Below are 14,711 nucleotides of genomic sequence, written 5' to 3'. Positions count from 1 at the left end.
CTCACACTACATACACGAATACATTATAGCATACTTCATCACATTATATCGTCTGAAAACACCAATTGTAAGGCTAAACTTGTCGTTTCTTGCACTTCCCCAGGAAATTATTTCTTATTTCCTAATCTGTGTAATCGCTTTTCCCACGAAATTTCCCATTTTTGTTTTTGTTCTATTCTCCATTGCTCATGATTTTGAATAAGACGTATGCCTTCTTGCGTATAATAAAGGGCCTGGTCATAGTCTTTCATTTGATGCTCATAAAGTATGGCTAACTGCTCAAGGGCATGTAACTTTGTTCTTGGTTCAACAAAATGGAGAGAGGCCACAAATGAGTCAATAGCTTCATTATAGCGTTTTCCCTTTTTATGCTGTAACGCTAAATAATATTGAGCATTCCCCGCTTCTAGTGCATCAAATTGCATTGTCACCTTTTCTAAAACCCTTACGCTTTGTGTGCTTTCTTTTAAATCGCCATACCATTTCCCAATATTGGTGAAGGTTTTTGCTGATTCCTCATGGTCCTCTTCAAACAATAATTGCGTCGAATGACTATAAAGTGTGATGAGGGACAGTAAATCCCACTCATTATGAAGCAGCACCTTCATAAGGGCGTCAGGTATGCCACTTTTCACAGCATCTAAATAAATAATTGGTGCAAGATGGCCTGGAATATCTCCTATACGAGAAAAACCAAGTTTCTCTTCCTCCACAGATTTTAATTTTAAGCGCTCCATATCATTTTTCCATAAACGCTTCGAACTATGCAACAAATCAATCTGTCGCTGCGCTCGTAATTTTGGTAATGTTTTTTGATGGAGCGTCCATCTCGTTTCAAGTTGCGGCCAATCAAAGCTTTTCCCATTGTAGGTAATCACAGTCGCTGATTTTTGCCAAAGCTTTGATTCAAACAAGAAAGCTACCTCATGTGCAGGATCTGCAAGAATATATTGAGTCAATTTAAAACATTCTTCGTCTACCTCTAAAAACCCAAGCAAAAAAATATGCGTACCAACACCTTTTAAGCCCGTCGTTTCCGTATCAAAAAATAATACAGGCTCCTGTAAATCAAGTGCATAAGGATGGTCAAACTCGGCACCCTGCCATTTTTTCAAGGCATCAAAGAATGACTGTAGCTGATAATGACCATGCTGATAAGAAAACGGGTACTGCACATGGCGCTTAAACACAATCCCAAAATCATTTTCTACAACCGTAAGCCCCGCCTTTTCCCAGCGCTCGGTATAGCTCGGCTTAGCTGGCTTTTGATAAGCTAGTTCTTCTACCTTTTGTTGAGCTGCCGTTGGTTTTTTACCAAGCATTTTTTTCATTTGTAGTATTTTATTTTCGTAAGACATGCATTTCACTCATTTTCTGCTTATAGTATAAGACTCTCTTGCAAGATTACCATGATTATTAGACTCATTCAAAGTATTCTTTGCTGCAACTACTTAAGTAGGAAGCTTATTTGTGATTCATGGCTTAATACTCGCGGTTCACTAAAAAAGAGATGATTTTTATCAAAATTTATTTCAAATTAATATTTTTTCACATCCAAAAGGTTCAAGCTCCTTTTGTTGGCAATCTAAATTTTGATCAATAGAATTAACCCTCGCATAACCAAAAAGCATTATGTATCGACTCCATTAATTTACTACATTTCTTTTCGCTCAACTAAAGTCTACTTAAAACGAACATTTTTTGAAGTGATAATAAAGTTATTTAATAAACCATTATCTATTTTGTTAAATAGTGTTAAATATTATATTTTTTATACGATAATTATAATGTAAAAGGAGAAGCTGTATATGAAGAAATATTTACTAGCTGTTGGAATTATAACTAGTGGATTGTTAGGGCTAAATACAGCTGAAGCTTCAGAGATAGAAAAAGATAGGATTGAAGTAGATCCATTCATTAAAAATTTAAAAACAAAACATCCCAGTCACTTTTAATTCAGACTTAAAAATCTCAAGTGAAACTTCTGCATTATATAAGTTTAGATTTACTTCACAAAATTCCCCTTGGAATATCATTGAAAGAACTATACATATTCCACATTTATAATTTAGGAATACTTTGAAGAGAGGTGTATTTAAAAATGGTTTCTATGGAAGATATGAGTATAAGGTTAACTATCCTTCGAGGAGCTTACGGATATAAAGGTTTTACTGAACAAGTTGGCGAGAATATGTATAAAACTGATTTGAAAGCTTTTCAAGAAACAATAGAAAATGCAAAAGAACCGATTGATACTAGTAAAGTTTCAAAGTTATCATCCGATCAAATTAAAGTGTTACAAGGTGCTCCAAGTGGTAGTTGGTTGATTCCTTTACTGAATAGAATGGGACAATTAGGGATGATGGATTTACGTGAGGGACTAGTCAACCCTAAAATATTCCAATATACTTCGACAATGAATGCTTATAATAGATCTATTTAAGCTAAGTAAAAATAAAAGGCATTAACTATAAGGATTTTTCCTTTCTTGTTAATGCTTTTTTCAGTTGTTCTGTAAACCATTAATATTATTGAATACTTCCACCCTGCAATTACCAAAACTTAGTACAGTATACTACTCGATCTTAATCGTGTTGACAATGTATTGTGTGCAAATGCTTGGAATTGGTCGAACTTCGCATCTTGCTTTCTTTCTCTGAAGACTGTTTCTACAAACGCCAATTCGTACATACCTTCTAACTCTTGTTCAACTTGCATCAAACTATTCTTTTCATAGACACGTTTCAGCAAGTGGACGAAAATTAGAGGAATTAACTCATATTAACCGTAAAATGATTTATAAATTAATCAAAGAAGAGGGGTTGAAGATTTAATCTACAGCCCCCTTTCCTCTTTACTAATCAGGATAGTTTAATATGTGAAGCAATTTAATGACTTTACTTTTTGCATTAAATATAGAATCCTGTGCACCAATACAAGAAGGGCAGCCTGACTCACATACACAATTTGTGACATGCTGATATGTTTTGGTTATCAGCTCTTCCCACAAATCATAGACCTTTTCACTTAAGCCGATGCCACCAGGATACTTATCATAAACAAAAAAAGTTGGCTGCTCGTTATGTGTCGCCTTCACCTGTGGTACTACTGCTACATCACTGCTATCACATTGGATAAATAAAGGAATGAACGCATTCATCGCATAGGCTACCCCAGTCATCGCATCTGTTAGCTCTTCCTCCGTCCATTTTTCTGGTGCTTTGAACGAAAGCCACGAAGCACTTGTATGCATTTCATCTGGGGGAAGATGGATAGGGCCTGAACCGATATTGTCATGTGTGCCGAAGCGGATTTTCTTAAAAATCGTTGCTTGTGCGACTAAGCCAACATCGCCAAAGCTAATCGTACCACTCCCATAAGGACGGCTACGATCCTCCTCTAGCACTTTCATTTCAACTGCTAGATTGGCATCTGTATAGTAATCCACATCTACTTCACGTACAAAGGCTTTCTTTTCTTCCCAGTCGAGCTTCTCCACTTGAAATTGAATACCTTGGTGTAGGTAAATGGCTTCTTCATGTAAAAGGGTCATGGCACTATGACGATCCATTTCTCCAATCACCTTTGTCTGTGCAGGGACGGACAGATCAATTATGACCACATTTTCCTGTGACGCAGAGCGCAGGCTAATATCATGCGCAGGGAAACGATCACTCATCCAATGCCATTTGTCACTCGTCTTAAAGACAACCCCTTCCTCCGCCAAGTAATCCAACAATTCCTGTATGTCATATTCTCCATACGAATCGCCTGTTGAAAAGGGTAGCTCGAAGGCAGCACATTTCAAATGATCCATTAAAATCAACATATTTTCTGGATAGATACGCGCTTCCTCTGGCGTACTACCAAGCAAAAACAAAGGATGATTGACCACATACTGATCTAATGCAGAAGATTGTGCAACATATATAATCAATGCCTCATCCTGACGTCTTCCCGCACGTCCTGCTTGCTGCCAAGCACTCGCAATATTTCCCGGGTAACCTGTCATAATACAAGCTTGTAATTGACCGATATCAACACCTAGTTCTAATGCGTTGGTGCTAACCACGGTTTGTATCGTACCCTCACGCAAGCCTTTTTCGATGACACGTCGCTCAGAGGGCAAGTATCCACCTCGATAGCCACGAACAGATTCATCGAGTAGCTTATTGCGAGTGAGCTCCTTTAAGTACGTGACAATCATCTCGACTCGTACTCGACTTTTGGCAAAAATGATGGATTGAATGCCAGCTATGTACAACCTTTTGGCTAAATCACTAACCTCTAACACGGCACTTCTACGCACCCCAAATGTTTTATGAATAATTGGTGGATTATAAAAAAGGAAGGTTTTTTTGCCAACAGGTGCACCTGAATCGGCAATTAGTGCATGTGATTCATTCGTCAGAAGCTCAGCAAGTTCTTTCGGGTTTTTAATGGTAGCTGATGTACAAATAAACACCGGCTTACTACCATAAAACTCACAAATACGCTTTAGTCTTCGAATAACATGGGCAACATGCGAACCAAATACACCTTTATATGTATGCAATTCATCAATAACGATATACTGCAAATTTTCAAAGAGTGAGACCCATTTAGTATGATGTGGCAAAATTCCGGAATGCAGCATATCGGGGTTCGTCATAACGATATGCCCTGCCTTTCGAACCTTTTGGCGAATGCCTGGCGCCGTATCTCCATCATACGTATAACTTAAAATTTCCTCACCACTTTGCTCAATGAGTTCATTTAAATCATTTTTTTGATCCTGTGCTAATGCCTTTGTTGGAAATAAATAAATGGCCCGCGCATTTTTATCTTCTATTATTTTTTGCAGCACTGGTAGGTGATAGCAATAGGATTTACCCGAAGCAGTTGGCGTAACCGCTGTAAAAGATGTACCATCCTGCGCCAAATCAAAGGCTTCTCGCTGGTGTGTATATAGTTGCTCGATACCCCTTGCCTGTAGTGCTTTCACTAGGGATGGGTGTAAATTTCCTGGGAAAGGTGCATATCTGGCTGGTCGACTTTCTAGTGTTTGCCAATGTAAAATACGCTCTTTTAATTCTTCATCGTATCTCCATTCCTGTAAAAGCTCACTAATCGTTCGTTTCTTCGATAGCATTCGTTTCCTCCTCCTTTATTAATCGTTCAAAGGTTTTTAAAGTATAGGAGGTAGAATGGGTCGCATCTAAAAAACGTTTTTTACTAGTTTCTTTATAAAAAGATTGCACAACAAATTGCTCCATCGATTCTACCACTGAAGCAATTTGCTGCGTATGCATATATTTCGGTTTATTTTTTTGAATCCATGTATTGGCCTCTTGCTGCCATTCCTTCAATAGTTGATGAATTTCATCAGCGTGTGGTTTCACCTCTTGGAAAAAATCAGGTGTCCGATCTTCCTCACGCATTTGCCAGAACCGTAAAACACATTGTTCACATTCATCTATTAATTGGGATGTTTGCTGAATCACTAACAATTTTGCACCTCATCTCTCATCAATTACGCATAAGCAAATATATTTCGTAGTCACTGCATATACATGGTGAGTATATTTTGTCCAACAAAGCAACTATGGAAATATCACTGCTCTTGATCTTTATTCACCGCTATTTTATGGTAAATAATGTATCAATTTTAATGCTATTGTGTTAGTTCAATTGCTTATGAGATAAGTGTACCAAAGTCTATCATTTTTCACTACTAATAGGCGAACAAGCATTCTTTACTTGCCAGTTCTTTTCTGCTAAGCTTACTTTCTGGCTAACCGCTTGAAGCTGCATAAAAAAGTGCAAACTATGTGCATTGTTTTCCAGGGACACTCTCGTGAAAAGTAATTGATTGACCAGATCTAACTGCGCAACTAATTGTTCTAACTTGTTCAATATAACGCCTCCTTTGCTTTACTTTAGTATTCCTCGTATGTATAGAATTACCTTCAAGCGTGACAAAATAAGCGTAAGTTAGCTGAAAGAAGAAGATTTTCGATAAATTTTTAAAAATGAACCTTCAACCTAAAAAAACGTCTTCTATGAAAGGTCTGAAAGGGACATATTTTCAGCCAATTCATGACTAAAATTAATCAGTTATTTTGACGATTCGAGTAAAATAGAAGCTAGAGATTTTTCGACGTAATTTGTTTCTACTTACCATCTGTTCTCTACGATTCTATTAGCAATAACATGACTGATGGAGGTAGAGAATAGCCGCTAAAACATGGTAAACTAGTGTATAGAAAAGCAGTATGATAAAGGGTGAGTTGAATGACAATTCGTTATCCAAACGGAAAATTGTATACGCCGAATGTGTCTGTACAGAAAACAGAAAAAAAAAGGAATAGCAAAGATTTGTCTTTTAGTAATCGTGGCAAGACTCTAGAAGATGAAATTAATGAAGCAAACGACTATTATATAAAAAGGCGACTTGCTATCATTCATAAGAAACCTGTTCCTGTGCAAATCGTCAAAGTAGAGTACCCTTCACGAAGTGCTGCTGTTATTCGTGAAGCATATTTTCGAACACCCTCTACAACCGACTACAATGGTGTTTGGAATGGGCATTATATAGATTTTGATGCAAAGGAAACGGCTTCCAAAACGAGCTTCCCCTTAAAAAATATTCATGAGCATCAAATGATCCATATGCAGCAAGTGACGGAACAAAATGGTATGGCTTTTATTATCGTTCGCTTTTCTGCCTTTGAACGATATTTTATTGTGCCCTACGAAGTTTTACAAAAGGCCTGGCAAGCAATGGAGAATGGCGATCGTAAATCGATACCCTTTTCAACGATTGAAGAAGAGGCATATGAAATTCCTACAAGTTATTATCCACGTATCGATTATTTACCCATTATCCAACAATGGATCGATGCAACATGCTTCAGGTCTGAAAGTGAGGAGAAATAAGAATGACTGAACGTCGTCGAACACGTGGAGAGCACCAAAAAGCTCTCGCTGAAAAAAATAAAAAAGGTAAGAAAAAAACAACAGCAGCTTCACCTGCTAAAACGTGGTTTAAACGTATTTTCTTAACACTCTTAGCAATTGGTGTGGCGGGCTTCATTGGAGGTGCTGGATTGTTTGCCTACTATGCAAGCACAGCTCCAGAGCTTGATGAAGAATTATTAAAGGACCCTGTTTCTTCAGAGTTCTACGATAAAAACGGTGAACTATTTGCTACAATCGGTGCTGAAAACCGTAAATATATAAAGTATGAAGATATACCTGAAGATATGGTCAATGCTATTCTCGCAACGGAAGATGTGCGCTTTTTTGAGCATCACGGCATGGACTTTTATCGTCTAGGCGGTGCTATCTTGGCAAACTTCCGTGATGGCTTTGGTGCACAAGGTGCGTCTACCCTGACACAGCAAGTTGTCAAAAACTCATTTTTACAAAACGAGAAAAAACTAAAGCGTAAGGCACAAGAAGCTTGGCTAGCCTTCCAACTAGAACGTAAGTATTCAAAAGAAGAGATTTTTGAAATGTACTTCAATAAAATGCTCATGTCGGGTCGTATTTACGGGTTCGGAACAGCAGCACAATATTTCTATGGTAAAGAATTAAAAGATTTAACATTAGATGAAGAAGCATTATTAGCAGGATTAGTACAACGACCAAATGCTTATAATCCATTAAAAAACCCTGAGCTTGCGAAAAAACGTCGTAATACGGTTTTAGGCTTAATGCATCAACATGGAAAAATTACAAAAGCTGAGATGGAAGAAGCAAAACAAATGGAAGTCCAATCAGGTCTAGCGGATGATGCAACACGTCAATCATTTGCAGGTTCGAAATATGATGCCTTCCTCGATATTGTGATTAATGAATTAGAAAATAATGGTGATGGAACAGCGATGGCAGAAGGAATTAAAGTTTATACAACACTTGATCCGAATGCCCAACAAGTTGTAGAAAACGTAATGAACGACGACAGTAATTTCCCTACTGAAGAAATTCAGTCAGGTGTAGCTGTCATCGATACAAAGACTGGTGCCATTCAAGCCGTTGGTGGTGGTCGTCATTACGGTGCTGAGCGTGGTTTCAACTATGCAGATGACCTAACAAAAAATCAACCTGGTTCCACAATGAAACCATTAGTTGACTACGGTCCAGCAATTGAATATTTAAAATGGTCTACAGGTCAAACACTTGTCGATGAACCAATGAACTATACAAATTCAAAACAAACAATCACGAACTGGGATGGCAGATATATGGGGGCCATGACGGCACGTAAAGCGTTATATGCATCACGTAACGTACCAGCTGTCAAAGCATTACAAGAGGTTGGTACTGACAAAGCAAAAGAATTTGTAGGGCGTTTAGGAATTGAAACGGAAAATCTATATGAGTCAGATGCGATTGGTGGAGGCGCCATTACAATCTCCCCTATTCAAATGGCTGCTTCCTATGCTGCTTTCGGCAATAACGGGGTCTATACAGATCCACATGCCATTACAAAAATCGTCTACCGTGATGGTAAAACATCTAAAAATTACACACCTGAGCCTAAAGTGGCTATGAGCGATTACACAGCTTATATGGTGACAGATATGCTACGTGATGTCGTTGGCAATAAACCAGACGCATCCGGTACTGCTGCCAATGTACCTGGCTTAGATATCGCAGGTAAAACAGGTACAACCAACTACTCAGCAGAAGATTTTAGCAAATATAATTTACCAAATACAAGTGTACCAGACTCATGGTTTGCTGGTTACACAACAAACTACTCCATTGCTATCTGGAGTGGTTATGAAAAACACTTTGATCCAATTACAACGTGGGAAGAACGTCGATTACCACAAAATTTATTTAAATCAATTATGCAAGATATCTCATCAAATGTTGAAAATACAAGCTTTAAAAAGCCAAATACCGTTGTAGAAGCAACGATTGAAGTTGGCTCTAAACCACTTAAATTAGCAAGTGATTATACACCTAGCGAACTACGTCAAACAGAACTATTCGTTCGTGGTACTGAACCAACAGAGGTGTCGAGTGTGTACGAGGCTCCAGAATTATCTACACCTTACAATGTATCAGCAAGCCTAGATTTAGGAGCACAGTCTATTAATATCTCTTGGGAACATGATGCGATCCTAGATCCAAAAACAGATGAACCATTACCAACTTCATTTGAAGTAACTGCCAAACGTGATGGCGGAGAATCAATAACGCTTGGTACAACAGACAGCAAAGGCTTAACTGTTGGCAACAGGCTTGAAGATGGTAATTACACAATCTCTGTCGTAGCCATTGTAGATGGCACACGCAGTGAACCTGGCACAACTACCTTCCAAATCACAAGTACGCCTGAGGAAGATTTAGAAACAGAAGACCCAGATGAGCCAGAAATCGATTTACCAACAGATCCTGGTCAAGAAGACAATGACAACGGTAATGACGACAATGGCAATAACAACAATAATAATGGCAATGGGCAAGGTAATAACGGTAACGGTAGCAACAGTGGTAACAATGATGGCAATCAACAGCCAACCCCTCCTACCGAACCAACCAACCCAATAGAAGAAGACCAAAGCTCAGAATAAACACAAAGCCGAGAAGCAGCAATTTGCTTCTCGGCTTTTAAATTAGTTCTTAACACTTTGTTGCACTTTAGTGCTCTATCGATCAATTCTGGCACTCTATCAATCACTTTGCTCATTCTATCCGCTACTTTTGGCATTTTATCCATCACTTCTTGCTCTTTATACGCTACTTGGCACTCTATCCATCACTCTACTCTCTCTATCCATCACTTTGCTCATTCTATCCGTTACTTTTGGCTTTCTATCCACCACTTCTTGCACTTTATCCGCATCTTGGTGCTCTATCGACTCCTAGCTTTTGCTAGCTTGAATTCGCAATCGAGCTGTGCGCTTTTTGGTTTCTTTGAATAATTCATCTAGCTGACGGTAGCATGCATATTGGCCTGGCTTGGCTTTAATAAAGGAAAGTCTTTCAACACCATTGATCGGTAGCACCTCATCGCCTGCTGCCTGTACAAGTTGTTCAAATAGCTCGATGGCTTGTTCCATTAGCCCTTTAGCTGTACCGTTTCTCGCATCGTGGGCTGTATGGATCGCTGCTTGCAAGGTTGACCATTGAGCAAACCATGCATCTACTTTATCTTTTGCGATAGCCTCATTGTTCACGCTTCCTTCACCAAGCCTTTCTTTAAGCGTTTTTGACCTTCACGACAATCAGCGAGTAAAGGGCAGGCATGACACCCAGGATTTTGTGCCTTGCAATGATAACGTCCAAAGAAAATTAACTGGTGATGTGTTTTCGACCATTTGTCCATAGGTGTTTTTTTCATAATCGTTTCTTCTACTTCAAGCACCGAATCTTTCCATCGACAGAGCCCTAGCCGTTTTGAAACTCGCTCCACATGCGTATCTACTGCAAGTGCTGGAATATCAAAGGCAACGGAAAGCACGACATTGGCTGTTTTTCGCCCTACGCCCGGTAATGTCACAAGTGCTTCACGTGTTGCAGGTATTTCACCACCATACTCAGTGAGCAATCGTTGACATAATGCCTGAATATTCTTTGCCTTATTACGATAAAGACCGATAGAACGAATATCCTGCTGTAATTCCTCTAAGGATACCGCTAAATAATCTTCTGGCGTTTTATATTTTTGAAATAATGTTTTCGTTACTTTATTGACTAGTACATCTGTGCATTGTGCGGATAATAATGTCGCAATCGTCAGCTCAAAGGCATTGTCATGCACGAGCTCACAATGTGCATCGGGAAACATTCGATCCATCTCTTCCAGACAATGCTCCCACTGTTTTTTTGTTAACAAACCAGATGCCCCCCTATTCTCTTTCCTCTAACCAATTATAAAATGGTACTTTATTCGTTGGTTGCGTTGTTTCTTGTTGAGCTGTCCGCGCTGGTGCTCTGTTAAATGTCTGTTTCTCACGGAACTGCTCGCTTTGCTTTTGTGCGGCTTGTGGTGTCGTAATATTTTTCTTTTTCCACTCTAATAAAATGCGATCAATATAACGAATACTCAGTTTCCCCGCAAAGACAGCCTCCTTTAGTGCTTCCTTAATGAGCGCTGGACTATGCTTGTCCTCATCAAGCCAACATCCTATTTTTTCAAGCTCTAAAGGAGATAAAAGACGCCCCATTTCCTCTTCAAATAGACGGAATAGCTCGCCTTCTTCTTGTCGAAGTGTCACTGCCGTTTTTTGCTGCTCTTTCATATCCATCATCTGCACAATGCGCTCCCATAGTGGGTACACGGAATATTTTTCATATAGCTTGCCTCCCGCATCAACATCGCGTGAAATTTCAAGAAAACCTTTTTGCATTAAGCGTTGTAAACGTGATGTGATGTCATGGTCAGACATTGTGAGGCGATTTTTGAGATCATTAGGTGTTGGGAAATCATTTCCTTCCATATGAAAGGCTAATAAGTGCATAACAATGAGTGCCTCTTCATCCTCCATATTTAACTCCTTATAAAACTGAAAAAAAAGCTGAGGAATGGGAATCATTCTCTGCTCAGTCCATGTACGGAGTCGATGATTATTTACGTTCATGTTTCTCCAGACTCCTTCTTTAGTAAGTAGAAAAGCCGCGTAGATATTTCACTACGCGACTTTTAAATTGATTAGCTTATGGATATAAGCGGTTCAGTAAACGTGGGAATGGAATCGTTTCACGGATATGCTCTGTGCCAGAAATCCATGCTACAGTTCGCTCTAATCCAAGACCAAAGCCTGAATGTGGGACAGAACCATGTTTGCGAAGCTCTAAATACCATGCATAAGCATCTAATGATAGATTATGCTCTTCCAAACGTGATTTTAATAATTCATAGTCATGAATACGCTCAGAACCACCAATAATTTCACCGTAACCCTCTGGTGCGATTAAATCAGCACATAAGACAACATCATCACGCTCTGGATGTGGTTGCATATAGAATGGTTTAATGCCTACTGGGTAACAAGTAATAAATACTGGTTTGTCAAATGAATTCGCAATAGCTGTTTCATGTGGCGCACCAAAATCATCGCCCCATTCGATATCGTCGAAGCCTTGTTCATGTAAAAGTTTGATCGCATCATCATATGAAATACGAGGGAATGGCGCTTTGATGTTTTCAAGTGTCGATGTATCACGGCCAAGTCGCTCTAATTCTAATTTGCAGTTTGCCAGTACGGATTGTACGATGTGCGCTACATATTGCTCTTGTACTTCTAAGTTTTCTTCAAATTCTACAAATGCCATCTCAGGCTCAATCATCCAAAACTCGATTAGGTGACGACGTGTTTTAGATTTTTCAGCCCGGAAAGTTGGACCGAATGAGAATACTTTTCCTAACGCCATTGCAGCCGCTTCCATGTAAAGCTGACCAGATTGAGATAGATAAGCATCTTCATCAAAATATTTTGTATGGAATAGCTCTGAAGTACCTTCAGGTGCAGATCCTGTTAAAATTGGTGGGTCCATTTTTGTAAAACCATTACTGTTGAAAAATTCGTATGTGGCACGAATAATTTCGTTACGGATTTTCATAATGGCATGCTGTTTACGAGAGCGTAGCCATAAATGACGGTTATCCATTAAAAATTCAGGACCATGTTCTTTTGGTGTAATTGGGAAATCTGTTGCTGCATGTAGTACCTCAATACCTGTTACAGCAAGCTCACAGCCAAAGCTTGAGCGTTCGTCAGCTTTCACTTCGCCCGTAACGTACATAGACGTTTCTTGCGTCATTCCTTTTGCCGTAGCAAAGATTTCTTCGCCTACTTCTTCTTTCACGACAACGCCCTGTACAAAGCCAGAACCATCACGTAGCTGTAAGAACGCGATTTTTCCACTTGAACGTTTGTTAGCTAACCAAACGCCAATTTTGACTGTTTCACCGATATGCTGTGGCATATCTTTAATCATAATTTTTTTCATAGAAATCCTCCAAAGTCGACTAGAGGGATTAGTCTTGCCATTTTGATTTTACAAATGCATCAATACGACGGACTGCCTCTTCTAATAATTCTAAAGATGTAGCATAGGATAATCGCATTGTAGTTGGTGCACCAAAGCCAGAGCCTGGGATCACTGCTACGTTTGCTTCTGTTAAAATATCCGCAGCGAATGTATCTACTGAATCATAGCCAGTGTGAGCCATAGCTTCTGCTACGTCTGGTAATAAGTAGAATGCACCCTGTGGTTTTAAGACATGGAAGCCAGGAATTGCACTTAACTGTGGATAAATTTTTTCAAGACGAGATTCAAATGCTTGGCGCATTTCTTCTACTGCGTCCTGAGGGCCATTATACGCCTCCACAGTTGCATATTGTGCTGTTGTTGTCGCATTAGATGTTGAGTGTGATGCAAGGTCAGTCATTGCTTTAACAATGTCTGCGTCACCTGCAGCATACCCAATACGCCAGCCTGTCATAGAGTGAGATTTTGCCACACCATTTACAACGATTGTACGTGCTTTCACTGCATCAGAAAGTTGTGCAATTGAAAAATGCTCAATACCATTGTATACAAGCTTTTCATAAATTTCATCTGACACGATTAAAATATCTTTTTCTTCTGCAACAGCTGCAAGTTCTGCTAGCTCCTCACGAGAATAAATCATGCCTGATGGGTTGCTAGGTGAATTGATAATAACGGCTTTCGTTTTATCTGTCACAGCTGCTCTTAGTTGATCCGCTGTAATTTTATAGCTTTGTTCACGTGTACCTTCAACATATACAGGTACGCCACCAGCTAATTTCACTTGTTCTGGATAAGATACCCAATAAGGAATTGGAATGATAACCTCATCGCCCTCGTTTAAAATAACTTGGAATAGCGTATATAAAATATGCTTTGCCCCTACGCCGACAATGACTTCATTTGATTGATAGGCAAGATTATTATCACGTTGAAGCTTATCAATAATAGCTTTTTTCAAAACTGGAAGTCCGCCAGCAGGTGTATATTTTGTTAATCCTTTTTCCATTGAATCAATGGCTGCATTTAAAATATTTTGAGGTGTGTTAAAGTCTGGTTCACCAGCCCCAAGACCAATAACATCAATACCTTGCTCTTTCAATGCTTTTGCTTTCGCAGTAATAGCTAATGTTGAAGATGGTGTTAAAGTTTTTACACGTGTTGCTAATAAATTTTTCATCTGGGATCTACTCCTCTTATAAATTCGTAATGCGCTTCCACCAGTCGCCATCCTTAAACATGATATAGACATAGTTGAGCTGATCATGGTTGTTTAGATAGGTAATCTCCCAAACAGCGCCAGGTTCCTCATAACCTAATTTCATGTGGAGGACTTTTTGTACATTTCCTTCATTTTTAAAAACCGATAATGCTTGCTTTTCCGTAATACCATCTTCTAATAACACTTCCTGAATGGAATCCTCATCTAGATTCGTTGGAACAAAGACAGCTTTTTTATCACCGTATTCGTCTACCCCGAACACAGTAACATACGAATGTTTGCCATTATATGTGTAGGACTCCGAGACAATTGCGAGGGCTTTGGCATCGAGTGCCAACTGTTCAGCCTTCTCTTCAATTGAACGGAACGGAGCCTCGGCTTTCCAGAGTACTAAAATGCTAATGACAAGTGACAATGAAACAATAAAGACAGAAATGAAAATTAACCAGTTTTTCATCTATTCACCTTATGTTTCCTATCGAGCTGTTTTGGCATA

The 14,711-nt window shown here is 39.1% G+C and carries 15 protein-coding genes and 1 pseudogene; 4 read left to right on the top strand and 12 right to left on the bottom strand.

Going from position 1 to position 14,711, the window contains the following annotated elements; translation table 11 throughout:
- Nucleotides 1-107 precede the first annotated feature (107 nt).
- Together V6670_RS08040 and V6670_RS08035 are read right to left on the bottom strand one after the other, a co-directional pair.
- Entirely contained in the window at nt 108-1,358 is a 1,251-nt protein-coding gene (locus V6670_RS08040; protein WP_338653516.1) for a ribonuclease H-like domain-containing protein, read from the bottom strand.
- Nucleotides 1,359-1,541: 183 nt separating this feature from the next.
- A pseudogene (locus V6670_RS08035) lies at nt 1,542-1,631 on the bottom strand (recombinase family protein); the annotation flags it as partial.
- Nucleotides 1,632-1,808: 177 nt separating this feature from the next.
- On the opposite strand from V6670_RS08035, the gene V6670_RS08030 reads away from it, so the two are divergent.
- Both V6670_RS08030 and V6670_RS08025 read left to right on the top strand, forming a co-directional pair.
- Complete coding sequence (locus V6670_RS08030; RefSeq protein WP_186436139.1) at nt 1,809-1,955, top strand: hypothetical protein; 147 nt, start codon at nt 1,809-1,811, stop codon at nt 1,953-1,955.
- A gap of 155 nt (nt 1,956-2,110) precedes the next feature.
- Nucleotides 2,111-2,443, top strand: a complete 333-nt coding sequence (locus tag V6670_RS08025) for a hypothetical protein (RefSeq protein ID WP_338653512.1) — start codon at nt 2,111-2,113, stop codon at nt 2,441-2,443.
- Between the two features lie 119 nt (nt 2,444-2,562).
- Here the strand turns inward: V6670_RS08025 and V6670_RS08020 are convergent, their stop codons facing one another.
- The 4 genes from V6670_RS08020 to V6670_RS08005 form a co-directional block, all read right to left on the bottom strand.
- Entirely contained in the window at nt 2,563-2,718 is a 156-nt protein-coding gene (locus tag V6670_RS08020; protein WP_186436138.1) for a hypothetical protein, read from the bottom strand.
- Between the two features lie 139 nt (nt 2,719-2,857).
- Nucleotides 2,858-5,131, bottom strand: coding sequence for a DEAD/DEAH box helicase (locus V6670_RS08015; RefSeq protein WP_338653510.1), 2,274 nt, complete (start codon nt 5,129-5,131; stop codon nt 2,858-2,860).
- Complete coding sequence (locus V6670_RS08010) at nt 5,106-5,489, bottom strand: YppE family protein (RefSeq protein WP_141904135.1); 384 nt, start codon at nt 5,487-5,489, stop codon at nt 5,106-5,108. Before V6670_RS08010 ends, V6670_RS08015 begins: the two co-directional genes overlap by 26 nt.
- A 211-nt stretch (nt 5,490-5,700) precedes the next feature.
- Nucleotides 5,701-5,895, bottom strand: coding sequence for a hypothetical protein (locus tag V6670_RS08005; protein WP_036118439.1), 195 nt, complete (start codon nt 5,893-5,895; stop codon nt 5,701-5,703).
- 378 nt (nt 5,896-6,273) lie between these two features.
- On the opposite strand from V6670_RS08005, the gene recU reads away from it, so the two are divergent.
- Both recU and V6670_RS07995 read left to right on the top strand, forming a co-directional pair.
- Entirely contained in the window at nt 6,274-6,918 is a 645-nt protein-coding gene (gene recU / locus V6670_RS08000) for a Holliday junction resolvase RecU (RefSeq protein WP_058845086.1), read from the top strand.
- Nucleotides 6,919-6,920: 2 nt separating this feature from the next.
- On the top strand, nt 6,921-9,569 hold the full coding sequence (locus tag V6670_RS07995; protein ID WP_338653505.1) for a PBP1A family penicillin-binding protein: 2,649 nt from the start codon (nt 6,921-6,923) through the stop codon (nt 9,567-9,569).
- A gap of 291 nt (nt 9,570-9,860) precedes the next feature.
- Here the strand turns inward: V6670_RS07995 and V6670_RS07990 are convergent, their stop codons facing one another.
- From V6670_RS07990 to V6670_RS07965, 6 genes are all read right to left on the bottom strand, one after another.
- Nucleotides 9,861-10,175 carry a YpoC family protein gene (locus V6670_RS07990; RefSeq protein WP_036118455.1) on the bottom strand — a complete coding sequence of 105 codons (315 nt, stop codon included), beginning with the start codon at nt 10,173-10,175 and terminating at the stop codon, nt 9,861-9,863.
- On the bottom strand, nt 10,172-10,834 hold the full coding sequence (gene nth / locus V6670_RS07985; RefSeq protein WP_036118459.1) for an endonuclease III: 663 nt from the start codon (nt 10,832-10,834) through the stop codon (nt 10,172-10,174). The genes V6670_RS07990 and nth overlap by 4 nt, the downstream gene beginning before the upstream one ends.
- A 13-nt stretch (nt 10,835-10,847) precedes the next feature.
- Nucleotides 10,848-11,579 carry a DnaD domain-containing protein gene (locus V6670_RS07980; protein ID WP_036118461.1) on the bottom strand — a complete coding sequence of 244 codons (732 nt, stop codon included), beginning with the start codon at nt 11,577-11,579 and terminating at the stop codon, nt 10,848-10,850.
- Nucleotides 11,580-11,655: 76 nt separating this feature from the next.
- Nucleotides 11,656-12,951 carry an asparagine--tRNA ligase gene (gene asnS, locus V6670_RS07975; RefSeq protein ID WP_338653499.1) on the bottom strand — a complete coding sequence of 432 codons (1,296 nt, stop codon included), beginning with the start codon at nt 12,949-12,951 and terminating at the stop codon, nt 11,656-11,658.
- A 28-nt stretch (nt 12,952-12,979) separates the two neighbouring features.
- Entirely contained in the window at nt 12,980-14,173 is a 1,194-nt protein-coding gene (locus V6670_RS07970; RefSeq protein WP_036118468.1) for a pyridoxal phosphate-dependent aminotransferase, read from the bottom strand.
- A 16-nt stretch (nt 14,174-14,189) separates the two neighbouring features.
- A complete protein-coding gene (locus V6670_RS07965) occupies nt 14,190-14,672 on the bottom strand; it encodes a DUF5590 domain-containing protein (protein ID WP_036118471.1) in 483 nt (160 codons plus the stop codon).
- Nucleotides 14,673-14,711 lie beyond the last annotated feature (39 nt).

The organism is Lysinibacillus sp. Y5S-8 (assembly GCF_036894365.1).
In the GTDB taxonomy this organism is placed as follows: domain Bacteria; phylum Bacillota; class Bacilli; order Bacillales_A; family Planococcaceae; genus Lysinibacillus; species Lysinibacillus fusiformis_D.
This window is presented reverse-complemented; position numbering and strand designations above follow the sequence as displayed.